The organism is Ewingella allii (assembly GCF_044430645.1).
GTDB lineage: Bacteria > Pseudomonadota > Gammaproteobacteria > Enterobacterales > Enterobacteriaceae > Ewingella > Ewingella allii.
This window is the reverse complement of the sequence record NZ_JAWUDN010000001.1, coordinates 406,465-427,972: the sequence shown is the minus strand read 5'-3', so window position 1 is coordinate 427,972 and position 21,508 is coordinate 406,465. Positions and strand designations below refer to the sequence as shown.

General features: G+C 56.5%; 20 protein-coding genes and 1 tRNA gene. 16 read left to right on the top strand and 5 right to left on the bottom strand.

All coding sequences use genetic code 11. The annotated features are described in order from the left end of the window. Nucleotide 1: 1 nt before the first annotated feature. The 4 genes from rutD to rutG all read left to right on the top strand — a co-directional run bounded on the left by rutD (nucleotide 2) and on the right by rutG (nucleotide 3,365). Nucleotides 2-841: a pyrimidine utilization protein D gene (gene rutD / locus SBO83_RS02050; RefSeq protein WP_396130300.1), complete on the top strand. Its 840-nt coding sequence runs from the start codon at nucleotides 2-4 to the stop codon at nucleotides 839-841. After that, nucleotides 826-1,416: a malonic semialdehyde reductase gene (locus SBO83_RS02045; protein ID WP_396130299.1), complete on the top strand. Its 591-nt coding sequence runs from the start codon at nucleotides 826-828 to the stop codon at nucleotides 1,414-1,416. Before rutD ends, SBO83_RS02045 begins: the two co-directional genes overlap by 16 nt. Nucleotides 1,417-1,431: 15 nt before the next feature. Continuing rightward, the gene (gene rutF / locus SBO83_RS02040) at nucleotides 1,432-1,962 is read left to right on the top strand and encodes an NADH-dependent FMN reductase RutF (RefSeq protein ID WP_396130298.1); all 531 of its coding nucleotides are present in this window, start codon (nucleotides 1,432-1,434) and stop codon (nucleotides 1,960-1,962) included. A gap of 74 nt (nucleotides 1,963-2,036) precedes the next feature. After that, entirely contained in the window at nucleotides 2,037-3,365 is a 1,329-nt protein-coding gene (gene rutG, locus SBO83_RS02035) for a pyrimidine utilization transport protein G (protein ID WP_396130297.1), read from the top strand. Between the two features lie 94 nt (nucleotides 3,366-3,459). Here the strand turns inward: rutG and SBO83_RS02030 are convergent, their stop codons facing one another. Then, complete coding sequence (locus SBO83_RS02030) at nucleotides 3,460-3,762, bottom strand: helix-turn-helix domain-containing protein (RefSeq protein WP_034791537.1); 303 nt, start codon at nucleotides 3,760-3,762, stop codon at nucleotides 3,460-3,462. A gap of 11 nt (nucleotides 3,763-3,773) precedes the next feature. After that, nucleotides 3,774-4,115 carry a type II toxin-antitoxin system RelE/ParE family toxin gene (locus SBO83_RS02025; protein WP_353502603.1) on the bottom strand — a complete coding sequence of 114 codons (342 nt, stop codon included), beginning with the start codon at nucleotides 4,113-4,115 and terminating at the stop codon, nucleotides 3,774-3,776. 231 nt (nucleotides 4,116-4,346) lie between these two features. Between SBO83_RS02025 and SBO83_RS02020 the strand changes: the two genes are divergently transcribed. Both SBO83_RS02020 and SBO83_RS02015 read left to right on the top strand, forming a co-directional pair. Further along, nucleotides 4,347-4,422, top strand: a tRNA-Asn gene (locus tag SBO83_RS02020). 122 nt (nucleotides 4,423-4,544) lie between these two features. Then, on the top strand, nucleotides 4,545-5,243 hold the full coding sequence (locus SBO83_RS02015) for a pseudouridine synthase (RefSeq protein WP_396130296.1): 699 nt from the start codon (nucleotides 4,545-4,547) through the stop codon (nucleotides 5,241-5,243). Nucleotides 5,244-5,270: 27 nt separating this feature from the next. Here SBO83_RS02015 and SBO83_RS02010 read toward each other — a convergent pair whose 3' ends face one another. Then, nucleotides 5,271-5,810, bottom strand: a complete 540-nt coding sequence (locus tag SBO83_RS02010) for a DUF2058 domain-containing protein (protein WP_396130295.1) — start codon at nucleotides 5,808-5,810, stop codon at nucleotides 5,271-5,273. Between the two features lie 130 nt (nucleotides 5,811-5,940). Here SBO83_RS02010 and SBO83_RS02005 point away from each other — a divergent pair, with 130 nt between their 5' ends. Beyond that, a complete protein-coding gene (locus SBO83_RS02005; RefSeq protein ID WP_396130294.1) occupies nucleotides 5,941-8,406 on the top strand; it encodes a type III effector HrpK domain-containing protein in 2,466 nt (821 codons plus the stop codon). A 63-nt stretch (nucleotides 8,407-8,469) separates the two neighbouring features. Here the strand turns inward: SBO83_RS02005 and SBO83_RS02000 are convergent, their stop codons facing one another. Next, nucleotides 8,470-8,943, bottom strand: a complete 474-nt coding sequence (locus SBO83_RS02000; RefSeq protein ID WP_353502609.1) for a DUF805 domain-containing protein — start codon at nucleotides 8,941-8,943, stop codon at nucleotides 8,470-8,472. Between the two features lie 219 nt (nucleotides 8,944-9,162). Between SBO83_RS02000 and SBO83_RS01995 the strand changes: the two genes are divergently transcribed. From SBO83_RS01995 to SBO83_RS01955, 9 genes are all read left to right on the top strand, one after another. Beyond that, nucleotides 9,163-10,131 carry a D-2-hydroxyacid dehydrogenase family protein gene (locus tag SBO83_RS01995; protein ID WP_396130293.1) on the top strand — a complete coding sequence of 323 codons (969 nt, stop codon included), beginning with the start codon at nucleotides 9,163-9,165 and terminating at the stop codon, nucleotides 10,129-10,131. A gap of 79 nt (nucleotides 10,132-10,210) precedes the next feature. Further along, the gene (locus SBO83_RS01990) at nucleotides 10,211-11,308 is read left to right on the top strand and encodes a hypothetical protein (protein ID WP_396130292.1); all 1,098 of its coding nucleotides are present in this window, start codon (nucleotides 10,211-10,213) and stop codon (nucleotides 11,306-11,308) included. Between the two features lie 136 nt (nucleotides 11,309-11,444). Then, nucleotides 11,445-12,068: a response regulator transcription factor gene (locus SBO83_RS01985; protein WP_353503995.1), complete on the top strand. Its 624-nt coding sequence runs from the start codon at nucleotides 11,445-11,447 to the stop codon at nucleotides 12,066-12,068. Then, nucleotides 12,068-13,597 (top strand): MASE1 domain-containing sensor histidine kinase, encoded by a 1,530-nt coding sequence (locus SBO83_RS01980; RefSeq protein WP_396130291.1) that lies wholly within the window; start codon nucleotides 12,068-12,070, stop codon nucleotides 13,595-13,597. The genes SBO83_RS01985 and SBO83_RS01980 overlap by 1 nt, the downstream gene beginning before the upstream one ends. Nucleotides 13,598-13,687: 90 nt before the next feature. Further along, nucleotides 13,688-14,998: an MFS transporter family glucose-6-phosphate receptor UhpC gene (gene uhpC / locus SBO83_RS01975; protein ID WP_034791557.1), complete on the top strand. Its 1,311-nt coding sequence runs from the start codon at nucleotides 13,688-13,690 to the stop codon at nucleotides 14,996-14,998. Nucleotides 14,999-15,040: 42 nt separating this feature from the next. Next, on the top strand, nucleotides 15,041-16,096 hold the full coding sequence (locus SBO83_RS01970; protein WP_396130290.1) for an ABC transporter substrate-binding protein: 1,056 nt from the start codon (nucleotides 15,041-15,043) through the stop codon (nucleotides 16,094-16,096). A 205-nt stretch (nucleotides 16,097-16,301) separates the two neighbouring features. Beyond that, nucleotides 16,302-18,380 carry an ABC transporter permease subunit gene (locus SBO83_RS01965; RefSeq protein WP_396130289.1) on the top strand — a complete coding sequence of 693 codons (2,079 nt, stop codon included), beginning with the start codon at nucleotides 16,302-16,304 and terminating at the stop codon, nucleotides 18,378-18,380. Between the two features lie 17 nt (nucleotides 18,381-18,397). Then, nucleotides 18,398-19,477 carry a ferric ABC transporter ATP-binding protein gene (gene fbpC, locus SBO83_RS01960; protein WP_396130288.1) on the top strand — a complete coding sequence of 360 codons (1,080 nt, stop codon included), beginning with the start codon at nucleotides 18,398-18,400 and terminating at the stop codon, nucleotides 19,475-19,477. A 265-nt stretch (nucleotides 19,478-19,742) separates the two neighbouring features. Continuing rightward, on the top strand, nucleotides 19,743-21,008 hold the full coding sequence (locus SBO83_RS01955; protein WP_396130287.1) for an MFS transporter: 1,266 nt from the start codon (nucleotides 19,743-19,745) through the stop codon (nucleotides 21,006-21,008). 73 nt (nucleotides 21,009-21,081) lie between these two features. Here the strand turns inward: SBO83_RS01955 and tmaR are convergent, their stop codons facing one another. Then, a complete protein-coding gene (gene tmaR, locus SBO83_RS01950) occupies nucleotides 21,082-21,414 on the bottom strand; it encodes a PTS system regulator TmaR (protein ID WP_034791570.1) in 333 nt (110 codons plus the stop codon). Nucleotides 21,415-21,508 lie beyond the last annotated feature (94 nt).

Genomic DNA, 21,508 nt, shown 5'->3' with positions numbered 1-21,508 from the left:
CATGTATTACAAAGTATTGGGTAAAGACTCTCCGTCGGTGGATACCGTTGTGCTGTCATCGGGGCTGGGCGGCGTGCACGGCTTTTGGCAGCCACAGCTGGCGATGTTAGCAGAGCACTTTCGCGTGGTGCTGTATGACCAGCAGGGCACCGGCGTTAGTCAGGGCGAGGTGCCTGCGGGTTACAGAATGGAAGATATGGCCGACGAGCTGGCGGGGCTGCTGAATGAACTGCACATCGACCGTTGTCATATTGTCGGACACGCGCTGGGGGGAATTATTGGGCTGCATTTGGCTCTGCGCTACCCTTCCCGGCTGCAAAGTCTGGTGGTGGTTAACGGCTGGGCCAGGCTTGATTCACAAACTCGCCGCTGCTTCGAAGTGCGCCAAAACTTGTTATTAAACAGCGGTGTAGATGCCTATGTGCAGGCCCAACCGCTGTTTCTTTATCCTGCCGATTGGCTTTCTGCTCATCGCGATTTGCTTGAGCAGGAGAGGCAGCATCAGGTTGCGCATTTTCAGGGGATGGAAAACCTGCTGCGGCGGTTAGAAGCGCTGATGACCTCTGACCTGACCGATTCGCTCAGTCAGGTTATCGCGCCTGTGCTGGCTCTAAGCAGTAAAGACGACCTGCTAGTGCCTTGGCACCAGTCGGTTTCGCTGGCGCAGGCCCTGCCCCACGGCGAGCATCAGCAGATGAATTACGGCGGTCATGCCATGAGCGTGACCGACAGTGACACCTTTAACGCCCTTTTATTGGCATGGTTGCAGACCCACGGCCTGCAAAACCAGAACCCCATTTCAAGCCTTAACCCGACGGAGATCCCATGGCCGAAGCATTAACCGCCAGCGCGCTGGCAACCCTATTCACCGAAGCCCGCACCCATAACGGCTGGCTGGAAAAGCCGGTTAGCGATGAACTGCTCCAGCAGGTTTACGAGCTGGCGCGCATGGGGCCAACCTCGGCCAACTGTAGCCCGGCGCGCATTGTGTTTGTGCGCAGTCAAGAGGCTAAGGAGAAGCTGGCTCCGGCGCTTTCCAGCGGCAATCTGGCTAAAACTATGTCCGCGCCGGTGACCGCCATTGTCGGCTGGGACCCCGAGTTTTACGAGGCGCTTCCCGAGCTATTTCCTCACGGCGACGCCCGTTCGTGGTTTACCTCCAGCCCGGAACTGGCCCATGAGACGGCATTTCGTAACAGCAGCTTGCAGGCGGCTTACCTGATCATGGCCTGCCGTTCGCTGGGTTTAGACACCGGGCCGATGTCCGGCTTTGACCCTACTAAAGTGGATGCCGAATTTCTGTCAGAGCTGGGCTGGAAGTCCAACTTCCTGATAAACATCGGCTATGGCGACAGCAGCAAAGTCTACGCCCGTCTGCCGCGCCTTGACTTTAAGCGCGCCTGTAGGCTGGTCTGAAAAGGGAGAAACCTGATGCAAACGGCAACCCCACATCACCCGACCCTGCCGGTGGAAAAGCAGGATTTTCGCGATGCTATGGCGCGGCTCGGCACGGCGGTGAACATCATCACGACAGATGGCCCGGCGGGACGCGCCGGATTTACCGCCTCGGCGGTGTGCAGCGTGACCGACACCCCGCCGACCCTGCTGGTGTGCCTGAATCGCTCGGCCTCGGTCTACCCGATGTTCAAACAGAACCACGTGCTGTGCGTCAACACGCTGGCTCATAACCATGAGTCGCTATCCAACCTGTTTGGCGGTAAAACGACGATGGAACAGCGATTCGAAGCCGCCGAGTGGTCAACGCTGGCCACCGGCTCGCCCATTTTGAGCGGCGCGCTGGTCTCATTCGACTGCAACATCACCCAAATCACCAGCGTCGGCACTCACGACATTCTGATCTGCGAAGCCGTGGCGCTGGTGCGCAACGATGAAAGCCACGGACTGGCCTATTTCGACCGCCGCTATCACTCCTTAATGCGCGCGGCAAATTCAGGTTCTTAATGAGCCCTAACGCGCCTGCCAAAGCAGGCTGTTTTCACCTTTACTCGTGATGTTTTCTCACTGCGGAGCACAATATGGCGAATTCCTGGTTTCCAAAATGGCGTTTACGGCAGGGCAATCTGGATGGCGCCGTTGTCGCGCCGGATGAGCGTCTGCCCTTAGGGCAGACGATGGTGATGGGCATACAGCACACGGTAGCCATGTTTGGCGCGACGGTGCTCATGCCGCTGCTGATGGGATTTGACGCCAACATGGCCATCCTAATGTCAGGGATTGGCACCCTGCTATTCTTTCTGGTGGTTGGTGGGCGAGTGCCTAGCTACCTTGGCTCCAGCGCCTCTTTTGTCGGGCTGGTGATTGCCGTGACGGGCTACAGCGGGCAAGGCGCCAACCCGAATATCGCCTTAGCCCTCGGCGGCATTATCGCCTGTGGCGCTGTGTATATGCTGATAGGTTTTGTGGTGATGGCAGTCGGGACGCGCTGGATTGAAAAGCTGATGCCGCCGGTGGTCACGGGCGCCGTGGTCATGGCGATCGGCCTGAATCTGGCACCCATCGCCATTCACAGCGTGTCCGCCTCTTCATTCGACAGCTGGATGGCGGTGGTCACCGTGCTGTGCATCGGCGCCGTGGCGGTATTTACGCGTGGGCTGGTGCAAAAGCTGTTGCTCTTGCTGGGGCTGGTCGCCGCCTACGCTATTTACGTAGTCGTCACTAACGGCCTGGGGTTAGGCAAACCGGTCGATTTCAGCATCATCTCGCAAGCCGCGTGGTTTGGCCTGCCAACCATTACTACCCCAACGTTTAGCGCTCACGCCATGCTGCTGATCGCGCCGGTCGCGGTGATCCTGGTGGCCGAGAACCTCGGACACATCAAGGCCGTGGCGGGCATGACCGGAAAAAATCTCGACCCGTACATGGGTCGCGCCTTTGTCGGCGACGGATTGGCAACCATGCTCTCCGGCGCGGTCGGCAGCAGCGGCGTGACCACTTATGCAGAAAACATTGGCGTCATGGCGGTCACTAAAATTTATTCCACGCTGATTTTTGTTGCCGCCGCCGCCGTTGCCATAGTTTTGGGCTTCTCTCCCAAATTTGGTGCAGTGATCCACACCATTCCCGGCCCGGTGCTCGGCGGGGCGTCCATCGTGGTCTTTGGTTTAATTGCGGTTTCAGGGGCACGAATCTGGTTGCAGAACAAGGTTGATCTTAATGAGAACGGCAACCTGATTATGGTCGCGGTAACGCTGGTGCTGGGCGCGGGCAACTTCTCGCTGACGCTCGGCGGCTTCACGCTGGGCGGTATCGGCACGGCGACCTTCGGCGCTATCTTGCTCAATGCATTACTTAAAAATCGTCGACTCACCAAAACTGGCACAGAAGCTGCATTAAAAGGTAACTGACGACCTCAGTTTCTCCTTAGCTCATCAATTTTGATGATCACCGGCTGTTATTCGGTCCACCCGTCCGATTTAGCAGCCGGTTTTTTCTTTCTGCTCACACCACAAAGCTTGTATGTTTGCCGTCAGGCAGCTCGACATCAATACGCAGTTTCCCGCCCATCGCTTCAACATAACGTTTCATGGTCGACAGCTTGATATCATTGCCGCGCTGCTCAATCGCCACTACCGAAGGCTGGCTAATTCCCATCGCCTTTGCTACCGCCGCCTGCGACATCGCCAACTGTTCGCGCAGGGCGTAGAGCTTCACCTCAAGCAGCATTTCATCAGCCGCCTCGGAGATGCGCTTTTGGCTTTCACTGCTGCGCGCAGCCAGTAAGTCTTGTAAATTTTTCGCCATTTTAATGCTCCTTATTCTTCCCGTAGATGCCTCAGATACGCCTGATCGGCAATGTGAAGCATCCGTTTGTAGAACTGCTTTTCCTTGCCCTTTTTGCTCCCCGCGCACAGAACAATGGCCTGGCGGAAAGGATCAAAAGCAAAGAAAGCACGAAGTGGCTCCCCTTTGTGCTGTATCCGCAACTCCTTCAAGTGCGGGTAACCCGAGCCACAAACAGTATCGACCAACGGCCTTCCGAGCTGCGGCCCTCCTCGACGAAGAGCTAATAAACCCGCAAGAACTTTCTCCTGAGTTCCATCATTTTGCTGATCAAACCATTGATCAAACAAATCCGTGGTTAGTACCGTCCACATGGCGCCACCTTTTATAGACTATAATCTATATTCAGAGATTAACAAAGCACTAAAATAAGCCAAAGGAGGGGATGAGAAAGGGTTTGTTTTCACGCCATGCGAGGCGTATTCCAAATTACCACGCTATAAAAATCAACAACCTGACCAAAGACTCACCAAACAACATCTATTTTTCGTTAACCCTTTGACATGCCTGCGGGCAGTCGCTATTATTCGCCCCGTTCCAACGATTCCTCTGTAGTTCAGTCGGTAGAACGGCGGACTGTTAATCCGTATGTCACTGGTTCGAGTCCAGTCAGAGGAGCCATATTAGAGACGCCCGCTTAAGGAAACTTAAGCGGGCGTTTTGCTTTGGTGTTTTCGCCGACTGATTCGTCAGTTGGCTCAAAATTGGTTATCATCCGCCCCCCTCTTCCTGCGGAAAGCCTGATGTCTACGATTATCGATACCTTTATCGCCCCGCCGTGCCACGACGAGATCGAGACGCTCTATCAGGACGAGCATCTGCTGCTGATCAATAAGCCTGCCGGGCTGCTGAGCCTGTCGGGTAAAAATCCGCTCAATCTCGATTCGGTCCATCATCGACTGGTGCAGAGCTTCCCCGGCTGTACTCTGGTTCATCGCCTCGATTTCGGTACTTCTGGCCTGATGGTGATCGCCCGCAATAAGCCAATCAATGCCGCACTTTGCCAGCAGTTCAGTCAGCGCAGCGTGACGAAAATCTACAGCGCCCTGCTCTGCGGGCATCTGGATGAAGATGAAGGGGTGATTGATGCGCCCATTGCCAAAGACCCGGCGCTGTTCCCGCTGATGTCAATTTGCGGCATTCACGGCAAGCCCGCGCGCTCCGGCTATCGGGTGATTGAACGCTTCTACCGTGAGTTAGAAAACGGCGCATTGCTGCCCTTGACGCGGGTGGAGCTGACGCCAGAAACCGGGCGCACGCACCAGTTGCGCATTCACTGTCAGCTACTGGGCCACCCCATTTTAGGCTGTGATTTGTATGGCGGCCTGCTGCTGCCGGGGACTGAACAGACACCTCGCCTGATGCTGCACGCCAGCGAGCTGCATTTTGTGCATCCCATCAGCGGGGTGAAAATCGAAGCCCGTCATGCTAGTCCTTTCTAAGCCACAACCTCCATACGCAACCCTTGATCACCACATCAAATCGTCGGGCACTTTAAAGTCAGCATACGGATCTTCTTCATCCTGCTCTTCCTGACTGAGCGCGCTGTTTAAAGCAATGCTGCCCGCGTCTCGCTGGGCAATTTTATCAGCGACGCTTGCAGGAATAATGGCGTACTGACTCTCACTCGCGTTATCGGTAACCCAACGAGCAATGGCGAGACGCCCGCTAATCAACTGGGCCTGAGTGACCTTATCCACCATTATTTTTTTGATAAGATTATTATCGGTGAAGTTAAAACCAATATCGCCTTTTGCAATATCAATTCTATTCATTTCAATCAGTTGTTTAACCTGAGCTTTATGTTCTTTAGATAACACAGCCTGTTTGTGTTGTTCATTTAACTGTTTATCACGCTCAAGCTGCGTTTTTTTATTTTCTTCCACCGCTTCTCTTGCCTCACGCGCCTGAACCCGTGACTTTTTAGCCGTTCTCTGAACTTTAGCCACCTTTTTGCTGGTCACTAATCCGGCTTTTAGCAGTTGCTCTTGTAAGGTCAGTTTTGTCATTTTCGTTTCTAAACTCGTTAAATAATTTCTGCGATTATAGCGATAATTTTTGAAGCAGTGCTAGGTGACGGAACTCCTCCGCCATTTTCACCACTCACTTAGCTTAGGAAGCTAATTGAGGTGAGTTAAAATGCGCGTACTGCCTTCCCAATCTGGTCCGGCCTTCAATGGCTCAATTTCTTCGTCGGCTGATGAAACATCTTTTGGAACCCAGCCGCCTGCCAGCACCTTGAACCGGGCAAGTTCGGGTTCAAATCTGTCGATTCAGTACGGTCAGACCAATAATCAGGCCAACAGCGCGGCGGCCGCCAATGATCCGGGCGACATTATCAACGAGCTGGCATCAATGATTGCCGGTTTATTGCGAAAAATGAGTGACGCGCAAAACGGCGCGGCTTCAGGCACTCCATCTGCACCGACTGGCACCCCAACGCCCGCCAGCTCGGGTGTGAATGCGCCGCAGAGCGCAAGCCCAACTTCGGCTACTTCGGCAACTTCAGCCACCTCCGCCAGTTCGGCTAGCGCTGCAGCCAGTTCTACTGCCTCTTCGGCCGACGCTGACTTTATCGATAACTCGAAATACTCTTCTCCCGAGGAGTTAAAAAAGTATGCCCCGCTGGTGGCGAACCTGCCGCCAGACCAGCAATTGCAAGCTGAGAAAGAGATGAACCGCCCGGCAGCGGCGGCCAAGATGGCGGCGGCGGGTGGCCCTGACGCCGCTCATGCCAAAGCCTTTATCGACGCCAACCCGGCGCTGAAAACCGCCACTGACGTCGGCAAGCACGGCGGCAAGCCTGATGGCAAAACCACCAACGGTGACTATGCCGCCTTCGCCAATAATATGGACAAAGCCCGCGACGCGGCGGTCAAAGACGTCACGGATTACCAGAAGGCTCACCCTAATGCCGATCCGCAGTCCTTGCAGATGGTAACCTCAGCGGCGACGCTGCGCGCCAGCGAACCTCTGGTGAAATGCGCCTCGCTAGACTCCAACGGCAAGGTTGATTCCTACATCACCGCCGACTCGCTGAAGGCCATTCAGCAAAATAATCCGGGCTTGTCCCCTGCTCTGCAGCAAGCGGCCAAAACCTTCTCCCAGCCCGGCTTCTTATACATGCTGGATCAGGGCGGGTTAGAAGGTAAAGATTTGGCGCTGCACAACCCGGATCAGAAAATCAGCGGCAGCAATATCGACAACTGGATCGCCAAGCAGGCGCCGACCAACAGCGGCGAGTTCGCCAGCATGATGAATGACGCGGCGACCCGCAACGCCGTGGCAAACGTGGATATCAGCAATCTCGGGCCCGACGTGTTCCAGAACCCACAAAACTACAGCGGTGCGCAGAAAGCGGCGGTGTTAGTCAAGCTGCAACAGACGCAGGGCCAAGTCGATGGCGGCAGCTCGCTGCGTAAAACCGACAAAACCTCGCAGGCGCTGCAAGACGATATCGCGCAATTGCAGAGCGACCCGGACGTGCAGAAGTTTATGGCGCAGGCCGTGCCTGGGCAGGAAAAGATGATGATTGGCAATGACCCCGGTCTAAGCAAAGCGGTGAATCAAAGCTATCAGGATCTGATTTCAGGCAAAACCATGGACCAAGATATGCAGGCCGCGCGCGACGCCGCCGCCAAGGCCAATGCCGGTAAGAAGCCGGAAGACCAGCAGCCGGTGGATTACAGCGACGCCATTAACAGCCTCAATTCAGAGCTGCAATTGCAGGGCGACCTTCAGGGCAAAGGGGCGAACCTGCCCACCACCGCGCAGGTGATCAACAGCCGCCCTGACCTCAAACAGCAAATTCAGACCTCCTACGAGCAGAACTTTACCCAAGGTCAGGCGGTAGAAAGTGGTCTGAAAAATAACAGCAAGGCCGATGCCAAAGACGTACTGGCGAGTGTCGATCAGAAGAAAGCCGCCTATGAAGATGCTATCCCAGACAGCGTGACGGCAGCCTCGGAAGATGGCTACGCCGAAGCCACTATGAAAGCGCTGAGCACCACCAGCAAAGGCATGAGCTTCCTCAACACGCTGAAGGACGCCGGCACCCTGCCGAAAGATAGCGATTTGACCAAGATGACCGGCAAAGAGATGTACTCGCAGCTGCGCGAAGGGGTAGAGAAGCAAACCAGCGAGATGGGGCTGAGCATGGCGAAAAGAGCCTCACTCAGTGGCAGCGGGATCATGAGCGTCGCGGGTCTGGCGTCGGTGTCTGAGCAGTTGAAATCGGGCGATAAAGCAGGCGCGGCGAAAACCATTTATGACGGCATCAAAGGCAGCTCGGAGCTGGGCAAACTCGGCTTTAACACCGCCGCCGAAGCCTTGGGCAAAGATGCTTCCGTGGGGCTGGGCCGTATCGCAGGCAGCGTGGCCGGTCGCGTGGCTGGCACGGTCGCAGGTGAAGCAGCCGGTGCCGCCGCTGCCGAGGCGCTGGGTGCAGCCGCCGGGCCGGTCGGCTGGATCGTCGACGCGGCGATGGGCTTAGGTTTCGGGATCAAAGCCATTATTGACGCGGTGAAAAAGCACAAAGATCAGAAAACCTTCGACCACAACGTTGACCCCACCCTCAAACAGTTTGGTATTCCAACGCCAAGCTAATGGAGGCAATCAGCACATAAAAAGGGGCCAAATCTGGCCCCTTCGCTTTTGCAAAAACGCGATTTATGGCGTGACCAACGCGGGTTCCGCCAGCGGCGCTGCAGTTTTCTTGCAGCACAAATACAGGACATAAATCAGTGGGATCCACGCCAGCGTGCCCAGCGTCAGCTTGGCGTAGACATACACCTGCGGCGAGGCGAAGTGCTGCAAGATAGTATTAATCAGCCGCAGTGCCAGTTGGATCAGATAAAGCATACCGAACCACCAGCCGGAACGGTTGATGTCATGCATGCGACGGATGCCAACGGCCATAATCGGCACAATCACCGCCAGCAAAAATATCCACTGCGCCAGGCTGCCGTAGAAGATGGCGTTCGTCACCCCCACCAGCGTGGTAATGATGGCAACCGAGAAGCCCAACAGCACGGAAATCAGCATGCTGCCGAGCAAGAATACCCAAAACTCTTTTCTGGTTGAGCGACCACTAAAATCAACGTAGCGCTTCCAACCCTGTAAATAACATTGCCAGACCGTCATTCCTGACTCCTCTCCCCATTAATTATTACTATTATTTATTGATATAAGTGTTAACTCTGTTTTCGCTTCATTCTTTACCGCAACTTCCTCTCTGAGGGAAGCATTGCCTGTAATAACCGGCATTTTTGTGCCCATCCTTAGATGTTGGCTGGAATTATTTGGGTGGGGTGTTATATATCCTTTACTCGCTAATGAATCTTTTCCGCTAAGGATCGTCCGATGTCCGCCAAAATTCGCTGTGCCATTCTTGATGATTACCAAAACGTTGCCCTCACCTACGCCGATTGGTCTTCGCTGGACGATAAAGTCGATACCCAAGTGATTAACCAGCACATTGCTGATGAAGAAACGCTGGTCAAAACCCTCGCCGACGCCGAAATTGTGGTCATCATGCGCGAACGCACGCCTTTTACCGCGCAGCTGTTTGCCCGCCTGCCGAAGTTAAAATTGCTGATCACCTCAGGGATGCGCAATGCCTCCGTTGATCTTGAGGCGGCGAAACTGCACGGCGTCACGGTTTGCGGCACTGGCAGCGGCGGCAGCGCGCCGACGGAGCTGACCTGGGGGCTGATCCTCGGTTTGGCCCGCCATCTGGTCACCGAAAATAACGCCCTGCGCGACAAAGGCACGTGGCAGAGCACCGTCGGACTGGGCCTCAGCGGCAAGCGTCTGGGCCTAATTGGACTGGGTAAAATTGGCCAGCAGATGGCCAAGATAGGCCACGCCTTTGGCATGAAAGTGGTGGCCTGGAGCCAAAACCTCACCGCCGAGCACGCGGCTAAACACAGCGTGGAGCTGGCGGCCAGCAAAGAAGCCCTATTGGCCACCAGCGACGTGGTATCGATTCATCTGGTGCTCAGCGATCGCAGCCGGGGGCTAGTGGATGCCGCCGATCTGGCGCTGATGAAACCTTCCGCCCTGCTGATCAACACCTCGCGCGCCGCCATTGTTGAGCAATCGGCGCTGATTGCCGCACTGCAACAGGGCAAAATCGGCGGCGCGGGACTGGACGTGTTTGACGTCGAGCCACTCCCCGCCGACCACCCTTTCCGCTCGCTGCCCAACGTGCTGGCGACGCCGCATATTGGCTATGTCTCAGACGACAATTACCGCATCTATTTCAGCGAAGCGGTCGAAAATATCGAATCATTCTTAGCGGGAAACCCGGTTAGAGTGCTGTCGGCTTAAAAATATTATCGCTGTGGTTTAAATCAGGCTTCCCGCGCGCCGCTTTATTATAAGGTCACTCTCAACCACGGCGCGTAATATGAATCAGCAAGTGAGCTCCTTCCTGCACCAGTTGGAAACGCTGGCTCAGGAATTGAATATCTATCGGGATATCCGCGCCGTGGAGGCACTGCGCGACCTTATGTGTCAGCACGCGGCACTGCTGGAAAATCGCCCGCAAACCGTGCTGTTTATAGATGAACTCTGCCATGCGTTTGAACAGCGGCTTACCGGCAAAGATCTGCAACCGCTGCTGACTGCTTTGGTGGGCTACTTCCCCACCGTGGGGCTGTTTTTCCGGCTCGAGGTAAGCGAGAATCTCTCTCGCCGAATATGGCTTGAAGAAAAATATCAGCAATTATTTCACGATGGCACAGTGAGCACGCTGATCGCCGGATCATCCTATGCCTTTTGGGGAATACCCGACTTTCTGTTACCACAGAGTTTGAACTTGTCTTTGCCCTGCCTCGACCTCAACCATTCCTTTAGATTGGTGCAGCAAACAGTCGAGATGCCGTCCATTCGCCAATACATCATCACCGTCGGCGTGCACGATTTTTACCGCGACCTAAGTCAGGAAACCAATCAACTCGCCAGCGATATCTATCGCATGATGACGCGCTATTTTAACCCGCCTCAACCAGCCATTAGCCGCCAAGAACACTCTCCCGCGCTGATTGAACAGGTAATAAAAGACCAGCATACGGATTTAATCAGCACCGAAACTCGGCCACGGCATCTCTCGGTAGCAAACGCTATAGATCGCGCCACCCTTCACTCACGCTACGCAAAATATAGCGCTTCGCTGCAAGCCAACCGTCAGGTATTAACCGACATGCTGTCCCTAGCGGAGAAACATCGCAAAAGTGTACTGCTGGTTATCTGCCCCATGCCGCTGGAGTATCGTCAGACTTTTAGCGCTGAAATATGCCAGACCACTCGCCAGCTATTGGCAAGCAGCGTGCTTTCTACTCGCCATCAGTTTATCGATTTATACGATCACCCTGACTTTGATCACGACGACTTTCGCGATGGCTTTCATCTGAATTTCCAGGGAGCCAGCAAGCTGACGCTGAAAGTGGCTAAGGCTTTAAACCACGCCGCCCCTGACATCGATATCATCCATATATCTGCCTAACCCTTGCCCGCGAAAGCAGGTGAGGGAATTCTTAAATCAAATTCCGTTACCCACCCTGCATTTCCACATCTGCCAGTTGCCAGCGGCAAGCATTCATGACCATTATGTAAATTCCATTTACATTCAGTTACTCCAGATGATTAACGTTGCCCTAATTGATGACCACGTGGTGGTGCGCTCCGGCTTTGCTCAGTTGCTGGGGCTGGAATCTGACATCAAAATTGTCGGCCAGTACGCGTCGGCGGCTAACGCCTGGTCGTCGCTACTGAAGATGAACATTGACGTGGCGGTGATGGACATCGCCATGCCGGATGAGAGCGGGCTAAGCCTGCTGAGCCGCCTGCGCCAGCAGCGGCCCAATTTCCGCGCCATTATTTTGAGCATTTACGACACCACCGCCTTCGTGCAAAGCGCGCTGGACGCCGGGGCCAGTGGCTATCTGACCAAGCGCTGCGGGCCAGAGGAGCTGGTGCAAGCGGTGCGCACCGTCCACGCCGGTGGCCGCTATCTGTGCTCCGACGCCCTGCTGGCGCTGCGTCAAAGTCAGCAAACGCCCAAGGCGCTGCAATCCCTCACGCCCCGCGAGCGCGAGATTTTCGACCTGCTGGTTAACGGCCTGAGCGTCAAGGCGATAGCCGAACAGCTGGAGCTAAGCCACAAAACCGTGCACGTTCACCGCGCCAACATCCTCGGCAAACTCCAGTGCGACACCACCATCGAACTGGTGCATTTCGCCATTCAGCACAGCCTGCTTGCCTAATGAGAAAGCTCGGTCTCACCCTTTTTCTGGCGATTTTCTACAGCCTGTGCTGGCTGGCGCTCTGGTCGATCAGCTTCTATCTGACCCAAAACGGCCAGCAGGCGATGTTGTTGCTGCCGCAGGGCTTGCGACTGGCGCTGATGACGCTACTGTCGCGGCGCTACTGGCCCGCCATGCTGCTCTCAGAGGTGGCCATTGGCGTTTGGCTGCACAGCGAACAGCTGCAAACTCATTGGATCATGCTGCTGTCACCCCTGCTCAGCTTAATCCCCGCCGCGCTGGTGCAGCATCTGTGGCGGCGCTTTACCCTCTATTGGCAGCGGCTGTTGCTGCTACTCGGGGCAGTGGCGGGCAATAGCCTGTTGCAGATGGCGGTGCCGGGTTTATGGCTGAGCGCGACGCTGAGCCAAACCCTGCTGGCCTCCTTCACCGGCGGGATTTTGCTGACGCCCTTTATCTATCTGATTTACGAATACCTCAAACAGCAGCATCTACAAAACCTGCTGGCACAAGAGATCCCCGACCCGCCGCTGCGCACCTCGCTGCTGATTTGGTGCTCGTTGTTCTTCGCCCTCGCCGTCTGCCTGCAAATGAGTCTGGCCCCGGAGGTCGAGCGGCTGCTGATCATTTTGGTGTTTCTGCCCAACGTGGTGATGGCCTACGCCTTCGGCTGGCAGGGGGGCGTGCTGGCGGCGGTGCTTGGCAGCCTGATGATCACCGTCACCCGGCAGATGAGCGGCGCGTTTCACGATTTGCTCGAGCTGGAGCTGTTCCTCTCCACCCAGGCGCTGCTCGGCATTGGCTTGGGAATAGCCATCAGCCGCCAGCAGCAGCTGGCGTCGCATCTTAATCGCTACCGTTTGCAGCTAGAACAGGAGCTGGACACCCGCCGCCAGCTCACCGAGCGGCTGGTGCATACCGAAGAGGCGGTGCGCAAAGAGATTGCCCGCGAACTGCATGATGAGATCGGCCAGAACATCACTGCCATTCAGATTCAGGCCATGCTGGTGGACAGAAGCCCGCACGGCCCGGCCACCCACAGCGCGGCGAAACAGATTGGCGAGCTGTCGCAGCGCATTCACCACACCACCCGCCAGCTGCTGCGCCAGCTGCGCCCGCCGGTGCTGGACGAGATGTCGCTGGATAAAGCCCTGCATCATCTGGCCAACGAGTTCGCCTTCTCCGAACAGGGTATCGACTTTCACCTCGACTATCGGCTGCCGGAGCTGCCTCGCGACGAAACCCTAACCTTCACGCTCTATCGGCTGGTGCAGGAGCTGCTCAACAACATCAGCAAACACGCCGAGGCCACGCAGGTGCGCATCTGCCTGACCGAGCAGCACCCAATGCTGGTGCTGGAAGTCAGCGACAACGGCAAGGGTTTTGCTCATCCCGTCAAAGAAGGGTTTGGCCTGCGCGGTATTGAGGAGCGAGTGCGCGCCTTGGGCGGCGAATGGCTGCTCGAACAGCGCAACGGCACCCACATAATTGTTAAGTTGCCCACAGATTTGCAAAGAACTCACCCCTGACTAGGAATAATTCCTAGTCATCTAAAACCTTGTCTCATCCGCTGCAAAAATCACCTGCCTACACTCGGCTCATAAGGTTGGAGTTAAACGATGTCCCAGATGTCAGCCTCACTTGTCGACAAAAACTATCGCTACTGGCGAGTTCACCTGCTGCTGTCGATGGTGATTGGCTATGCCGCGTTCTACCTGACGCGCAAAAGCGTCAATTTCGCGATGCCGGTGATGCAACTGGAACTTGGCCTGACCAAAGGCGACATCGGCCTGCTCGGCACGCTGTTTTATCTGGCTTATGGCAGCTCGAAATTTGTTTCGGGGATTTATAGCGATAAGACCGGCGCGCGCTGGTTTATGGGTGTCGGCCTGCTGATGACCGGGGTGCTGAATATCCTGTTCGCCTTCTGCCATTCGCTGACCGCGCTGCTGGTGGTCTGGACGCTAAACGGGTTCTTTCAAGGCTGGGGCTGGCCACCGTGCGCCCGATTGCTGACCCACTGGTATTCGCGCAATGAGCGCGGTTTCTGGTGGGGATGCTGGAACACCTCGATCAATATCGGCGGCGCGGCGGTGCCCCTGCTGTCTGGCCTTCTGGCCTCGATGTGGGGCTGGCAGGCGGCGCTGCTGGTGCCGGGCGTGGTGGCAATAGTGATTGGATTATGGCTGTGCCGCCAGCTGTGCGGCACGCCGCAACAGCAAGGTTTGCCGACGGTGGGCGCGTGGCGACGCGACCCGCTGGAGCTGCGGCAAGAGCAGCAAAGTCCGCCGATGAGCATGACGCAAATTCTGCGCCAGACCATTTTGCAGAACCGCACCATCTGGCTGCTCGGCGTCTCTTACGTGCTGGTCTACCTGATCCGCATCGCGCTGAATGACTGGGGCAATATCTGGCTGGCGGAGAATCACGGTGTCAATCTGCTGAGCGCCAACGCCACGCTGTCGCTGTTCGAGCTGGGCGGACTGCTCGGCGCGTTGTTCGCCGGATGGGGTTCCGACCTGCTGTTTCGCGGCCAGCGCGCCCCCATGATTTTGCTGTTTTCGCTCGGGCTATTCGTCACGGTCACCGCCCTGTGGCTGGCGCCGGTCCACCACTTCGGCCTGTTGGCCCTGAGCTTTTTCAGTATCGGATTTTTTGTTTTCGGCCCGCAGATGCTGATCGGGCTGGCAGCAACGGAGTATTCACACAAAGACGCGGCGGGCACGGTGACCGGCTTTCTCGGGCTGTTTGCCTACCTCGGCGCGGCGCTGGCGGGTTGGCCGCTGGCGGTGGTGATGCAGCATTACGGTTGGTCCGGCTTCTTCGCCGTGCTGACGCTGGCTTCGGCCTGCGTTGGGTTACTGCTGATGCCGATGATGATGGCGGGTATCAGTAAGCGCGAACTGAGCGCCGCGCCGCCGGACATATAACAAGGTTCTGTCCCACAACATAAGAAGAAAAGGTAAAACACCATGAAAAAACATCTCTCTCCTACCCTCTACAAATACTCGCTTTTGGCCGCCGCCGTGGCCCTCACCGCCTTCACCGGCGCGGCTCAAGCCAAGGGCCGCCTGGTGGTGTATTGCAGCGCCACCAACGCCATGTGTGAAGAAGAAACCAAAGCCTTCGGCGAGAAGTACGACGTGAAGACCTCGTTTATCCGCAACGGCTCCGGCAGCACGCTGGCAAAAGTCGAAGCAGAGAAAAAGAACCCGCAGGCTGACGTCTGGTACGGCGGCACGCTGGATCCGCAATCTCAGGCCGGTGAAATGGACCTGCTGCAAGCCTACAAGTCGCCGAACCTCGAGCAGATCATGCCGAACTTCCGCGATCCGGCGAAGCGCAAAGGCAATTATTCCTCGGCGGTCTACATCGGCATTTTGGGCATAGGGGTCAACACCAATCGCCTGAAAGAGAAAAACCTGCCAGAGCCAAAGTGCTGGAAGGACCTGACCAATCCGATTTACAAAAACGAAATCCAAATCGCCGACCCGCAAAGCTCCGGCACGGCCTACACCGCGCTGGCGACCTTCTCCCAGCTGTGGGGTGAAGATCAGGCTTTCGACTACCTGAAACAGCTCAACGGCAACATCTCCCAATACACCAAGTCGGGCATCGCCCCGGCCCGCAACGCCGCCCGTGGTGAAACCGCGATTGGCATCGGCTTCTTGCACGACTACGCGCAGGAGAAAGAGAGCGGCGCGCCGCTGAAGCTGATCTCTCCGTGCGAAGGTTCCGGCTATGAGATTGGCGGCGTCAGCATCCTGAAAGGCGCGCGCAACCTGGACAACGCCAAGCTGTTTGTTGACTGGGCGCTGTCCAAAGACGCGCAGGAGCTGGCGTGGAAGAAAGGTCAGTCCTACCAAATTCTCACCAACACCACGGCTGAAACCTCGCCAAACTCGCTGAAAATGAGTGACCTTAAGTTGATCAACTACGACATGGACAAGTACGGCGCGTCCGACATGCGTAAGGCGTTGATCACTAAATGGGTTAACGAAGTGAAGATGGGCAAAGCGACACAATAAGGCCCACGCGATTTATTGAGTGCCTAAAGCGCCTTCTCTTTCGGGGGAAGGCTGGGATGAGGCAGGCAACGCCAGAGATGCCATTTATACCCCACCCCAGCCCTCCCCTTACCAGGGGAGGGAGCAAAACTGCTCTTCTTTTAGAACGAGCAGAGTGGTTCTAACTCAGTTTTTTCTTTCAACACCTAAAATGTGAGGGGACAACATGTCTCATACACTCAGCCTGCCTGATATCCAGCGCCGCGACCCGATTTTCGCGTGGCTGGGACTTATCCTGCTGGCCTTTGCACTGCTGCCAGCCTGGAGCCTCGACTATGGCTTGCTGGAGTCCACCGCGGACGAAATTCTGGCGGCTTACGGCTGGTCTGGGCTGAACGTCAGCCTGCTGTGGCTGCTGTTACCTATGGTTCTGCTGTTCCGCCCGCGCCACGCGCAGCGGCTGGAAGCGCGCCGTCGCCACCAGTTCGACGCCGCATGGTCAGTGTTCTGCGCGCTGTTTATGATTGTCAGCGCCACCTTGGTCGGGCGCGGCCTTGGCTACGGCAGCATCGGGATTTTCATCGCCCTCGGCATGGTCTGCACGCTGGCGCTGTCACGCCTTGAGTGGCTGGGCGGCGACCGTTTTGTGCTCGGCTCGCTGATTTGCATCATCGCCATGATTGGCGTGTTTATCATCTTCCCAAGCATTGCGATTTTCATCCCAATGTTCACCAACGACGCCGGAGAATTTGCGCCACTGGCCTTTATGGCCGTGCTCGGCCAGTCGCACATCTTGCAGGTGATTTGGAACTCCTTTCTGCTATCCGTGGCGGTAGGGATTGGCTGTACCTTCTTCGGATTGGTGCTGGCGATTTACACCACGCGCATTGCCAAACGTTCGGCGATCATTGGCCGGGTATTCTCGATTCTGCCGATTGTCACCCCGCCATTTATCGTCGGGCTGGGCGTCACGCTGATGATGGGCCGCTCAGGCTATGTCACTGAATTTATGGCCAACTGGTTCGGGCTGACCAATACCAACTGGCTGTACGGCTTTACCGGAATTTGGCTGGCGCAGGTTCTGGCCTTCACGCCAATGGCCTTTATGATCCTCGACGGCGCGATTAAAACCATTCATCCCTCGCTGGAAGAAGCCTCATACACCTTGCGCGCCAGCCGCTGGCAGACCTTCCACCGCGTCTTCCTGCCGCTGCTGAAACCGGCGCTGGCTAACGCCTTCCTGATTGTTATCGTGCAGTCGCTGGCGGACTTCAGTAACCCACTGGTGCTGGGCGGCAACTTCGACGTGCTGGCGACGCAAATCTACTTCTACATTACCGGCGCGCAGCTCGACTATCAGGCCGCTAGCACCCTCGGGGTGATTTTGCTGGTGTTCTCGCTGCTGGTGTTCTGCGTGCAGTACATGTGGATTGGCAAACGCTCCTACGTCACCATTTCCGGCAAAACCTCCCGTGGCGACGTGCAGCCGCTGCCGGTGACGCTGGTGTGGGGCGTGACGCTGCTGCTGGCCATCTGGGTCGCCTTCAACGCCCTGCTCTACGGCAGCATTTTCTACGGCAGCTTCACCGTCAACTGGGGCGTGGACTACACCCTGACCTTCGCTAACTTCACCAAGCTGTTTGGTCAAGGCTTTAGCGACGGGGCATGGCCTTCGCTGCTCGACACCCTGCTCTACGCCGGTATCGCCGCGCCAATTACCGCGCTGTTCGGCCTGCTCATCGCCTACATCGTGGTGCGCCAGCAGTTCCGCGGCAAAAAGACCATCGAGTTCAGCACCATGCTGTGCTTCGCGGTGCCGGGCACCGTGGCGGGTATCTCCTACATTCTGGCCTTTAACAGCGCGCCGGTTTACCTCACCGGGACCGCCGCCATCGTGATCATTTCGATGGTGATGCGTAACGTGCCGGTGGGCATCCGCGCCGGTATCGCCGGGCTGGGTCAGTTGGACAAATCCCTCGACGAAGCCTCACTCAGCCTGCGCGCTGGCTCGATGCGCACCGTGATGTACATCCTGCTGCCGCTGCTGCGCCCGGCGATTCTGTCGGCGCTGATTTACAGCTTCGTGCGCGCCATTACTACCGTCAGCGCCATTGTTTTCCTCGTGACGCCGGACACCCGCGTCGCCACGGCCTACATCCTTAACCGGGTGGAAGATGGCGAGTACGGGGTGGCTATCGCCTACGGCTCGATTCTTATCGTGGTGATGCTGGCGATCATTTTCATCTTTGACTATCTGGTTGGCGAAGCGCGCATTTCCCGCTCCAAAGCCAAAACCGGCCAATAATTCTGGAGTGAGCTGTTATGACAACGATTCTACAAGCCGAGCGCCGCGCGCCGGTTGAAACCACCAAAAGCTTTGTTGAACTGAAAGGTGTCGCCAAGCGTTTTGGTCACAATACCGTGTTGGAAGGCCTGGATCTGGCGATCCCGAAAGGCAAAATGGTCACCCTGCTCGGCCCGTCCGGCTGCGGCAAGACCACCGTGCTGCGCATGGTCGCCGGGCTGGAGAAGCCGACCGAGGGCCGGATTTTCATTGATGGCGAAGACGTGACCGACCGATCCATCCAGCAGCGTGATATCTGCATGGTGTTCCAGTCTTATGCCCTGTTCCCGCACATGTCGCTGGGCGAGAACATTGGCTATGGGCTGAAAATGCTGGGAAGACCTAAGGCGGAAATTCGCGAGCGAGTGCGCGAGGCGCTCTCTCTGGTGGATTTAGAAGGTTTCGAAGATCGCTACGTGGACCAGATTTCCGGCGGCCAGCAGCAGCGCGTGGCGCTGGCCCGCGCCCTGATCCTCAAACCGAAAGTGCTGTTGTTCGATGAGCCGCTGAGTAACCTCGACGCCAACCTGCGTCGCAGCATGCGCGAGAAAATCCGCGAATTGCAGCAGCAGTTCAACATCACCTCGCTGTACGTCACCCATGACCAGAGCGAGGCGTTTGCGGTGTCCGATACCGTGCTGGTGATGAATAAAGGCAAGATTATGCAGATTGGCGCGCCGCAGGAGCTGTATCGCCAGCCCGCGTCGCGCTTTATGGCCAGTTTTATGGGCGACGCCAACGTCTTCCCGGCCGCCCTGCATCGCGAAACCGTGGAGATCTTTGGCTACCACATTCCGAAACCGGCAGGCTTTGCCGACGGGCTGCAACAATGCACTGTGGGAGTTCGCCCGGAGGCCATCACGCTGGGCTTGCAGGGCGACGACAGCCAGCGCTGCTTCATCACGCACGTCGCCTACATGGGGCCGCAGTATGAAGTGACGGTGGAGTGGAACGGCCAATCGCTGCTGTTGCAGGTCAACGCCACCCAGCTCCAGCCGAGCGCCGGGGACCAGTTCTACCTGCAAATCCACCCTTACGGCATGTTCGTTTTAGTGTAAGAAAGCCGCCGTTAGCCCTCCAGCGCGAGGGCTAGCGGCATGACTTCCCGCCCGTCATGGCCGTTGGCACTCTCGCCCTCCTCATCCCTTTAATAAGTTAAATGCTTTGACGCTTTTTTAGCGCTTCGTGATCTTTCACTATTCGTGATAAAAATAACGATTAAAATAGTTACCCCGCTATTAATACCAATAATTATTGTCTGGTTATCGGCAGGATTTTCCCTTTGCCGCTGTCAGCAACATAGTGACTTTTTAGGAACTGACTATGCCCCCACACCCCGTTAACTCGGCGTCATTACTGCAACACCGCTCATTTGTTGCCTTCTGGATAGCCCGTGCGGGCTCCAGCTTTGGGTTCCAAATCTTATCAATCGTGGTCAGTTGGCAGATCTATTCGATCACCGGCCGGGCTTTGGACCTGGGTCTTATCGGGCTGGCGCAGTTTTTGCCGTCGGTGACACTGGCACTGGTGGCGGGCCACGTGGCGGATCAGTTTGACCGTCGGCGCATTGTGCTGTTGGGGCAGATTGTCGAATGGCTGGCGATTGCCACGCTGGCCGGGCTGGCTATCACCCAGAACATCAATGAAATCAGTATTCTTGGGCTAATTTTTCTTATTTCGACCGCGCGCGCCATGGAAGCGCCGTCAATGCAGTCCATGTTGCCCGCGCTGGTGCCGCCGTCAATGCTGGCTCGCGCCATGGCCGCCAACGCGGTGGCTGGGCAAGCAGCTGCCATGGTTGGCCCGGCAATTGGCGGGTTCTTGTATATTGCCGGTTCGGGTGCCGCCTACGCGGTCTGCGCCGCGCTGTATCTGCTGTCGATTGTGATGGTCAGCCGTTTGCAGTATGAGCAAGCGCAGCCGAAACGTGTTCCGGCCACCTTCGCCACGCTATTTGCCGGTATTCGCTTTATTCGCAATCGCAAAGACGTTTTGGGCGTGATTTCCCTCGACCTGTTTGCCGTACTGCTCGGCGGCGCCACCGCGCTGTTGCCGATCTTCGCCAAAGATATTCTGCACACCGGCCCTTGGGGTCTGGGCCTGCTGCGCGGCGCGCCGGCGGTGGGCGGGCTGCTGGTGGGCTTCTGGCTGAGCCGCCGGGTGATGACCCGCAACGTCGGCATGATCATGTTTATGTCAGTGGCCGGTTTTGGTGTAGCAACCCTGATATTTGCCCTGTCGAGCACCCTGTGGCTGTCAATTATTGCCCTGTTCTTCCTCGGCGGATTTGACATGGTGAGTATGGTGATCCGCGGCGCGCTGGTGCAGCTCGACACGCCCGACGACATGCGCGGGCGCGTCAGCGCGGTAAACTCGATATTTATCAACACCTCGAATCAGCTCGGCGAATTTGAATCCGGGCTGTTGGCCGCCTGGCTGGGGGCCGTTCCCGCCGCCGCGCTCGGCGGCGTGGGCACTATTATCGTGGTCGGCCTGTGGATGGCATGGTTCCCAAGCCTGCGTAAAAGGCAAAAGCTGGAGAATGAGAAGCCAGAAGAAAGCTCGGTAGCCCAGCCTGCCTCGGTCTGACTGAGCGCTATATAAAGTAAAAGGCCCTGTCGTTGCTGACAGGGCCTTATTTATTTGGTGCTTTTACAGCGGCTTATTTGCTTTCGTTGGCTTTGATTTCGCCCATCGCTTTCAGCTTTTTAGACATCTCGCGGCGTTCTTTTGACAGGTCAGCATTACGGATGATGTAGTCATCAACGCGATCTTCATAGTCGCCGCGCATGCTGGCAATAATCGCCTGAATTTCGTCGATGCTCATACCCTGTTTGATGTAATCGCTCAGGTTGTCGAGCAGCAACACACGTTTCTGGTTATCACGGATTTTCTTTTCGTTATCAGCAATTTCGCGTTGCAGTTTGTTCTTGCGGCGGAAAATTCGTACGAACTCCAGTACGTCATGGAAACTCGGCTTGTTGATATTGTCCATTTTAACACCTTCGATTAAGTTACACAGATTCAGTGACTGACTGCCCGGAACGTAGGTTACAGCGTAGCAGGAAAAGCCTGCGCGTTCAGAACGA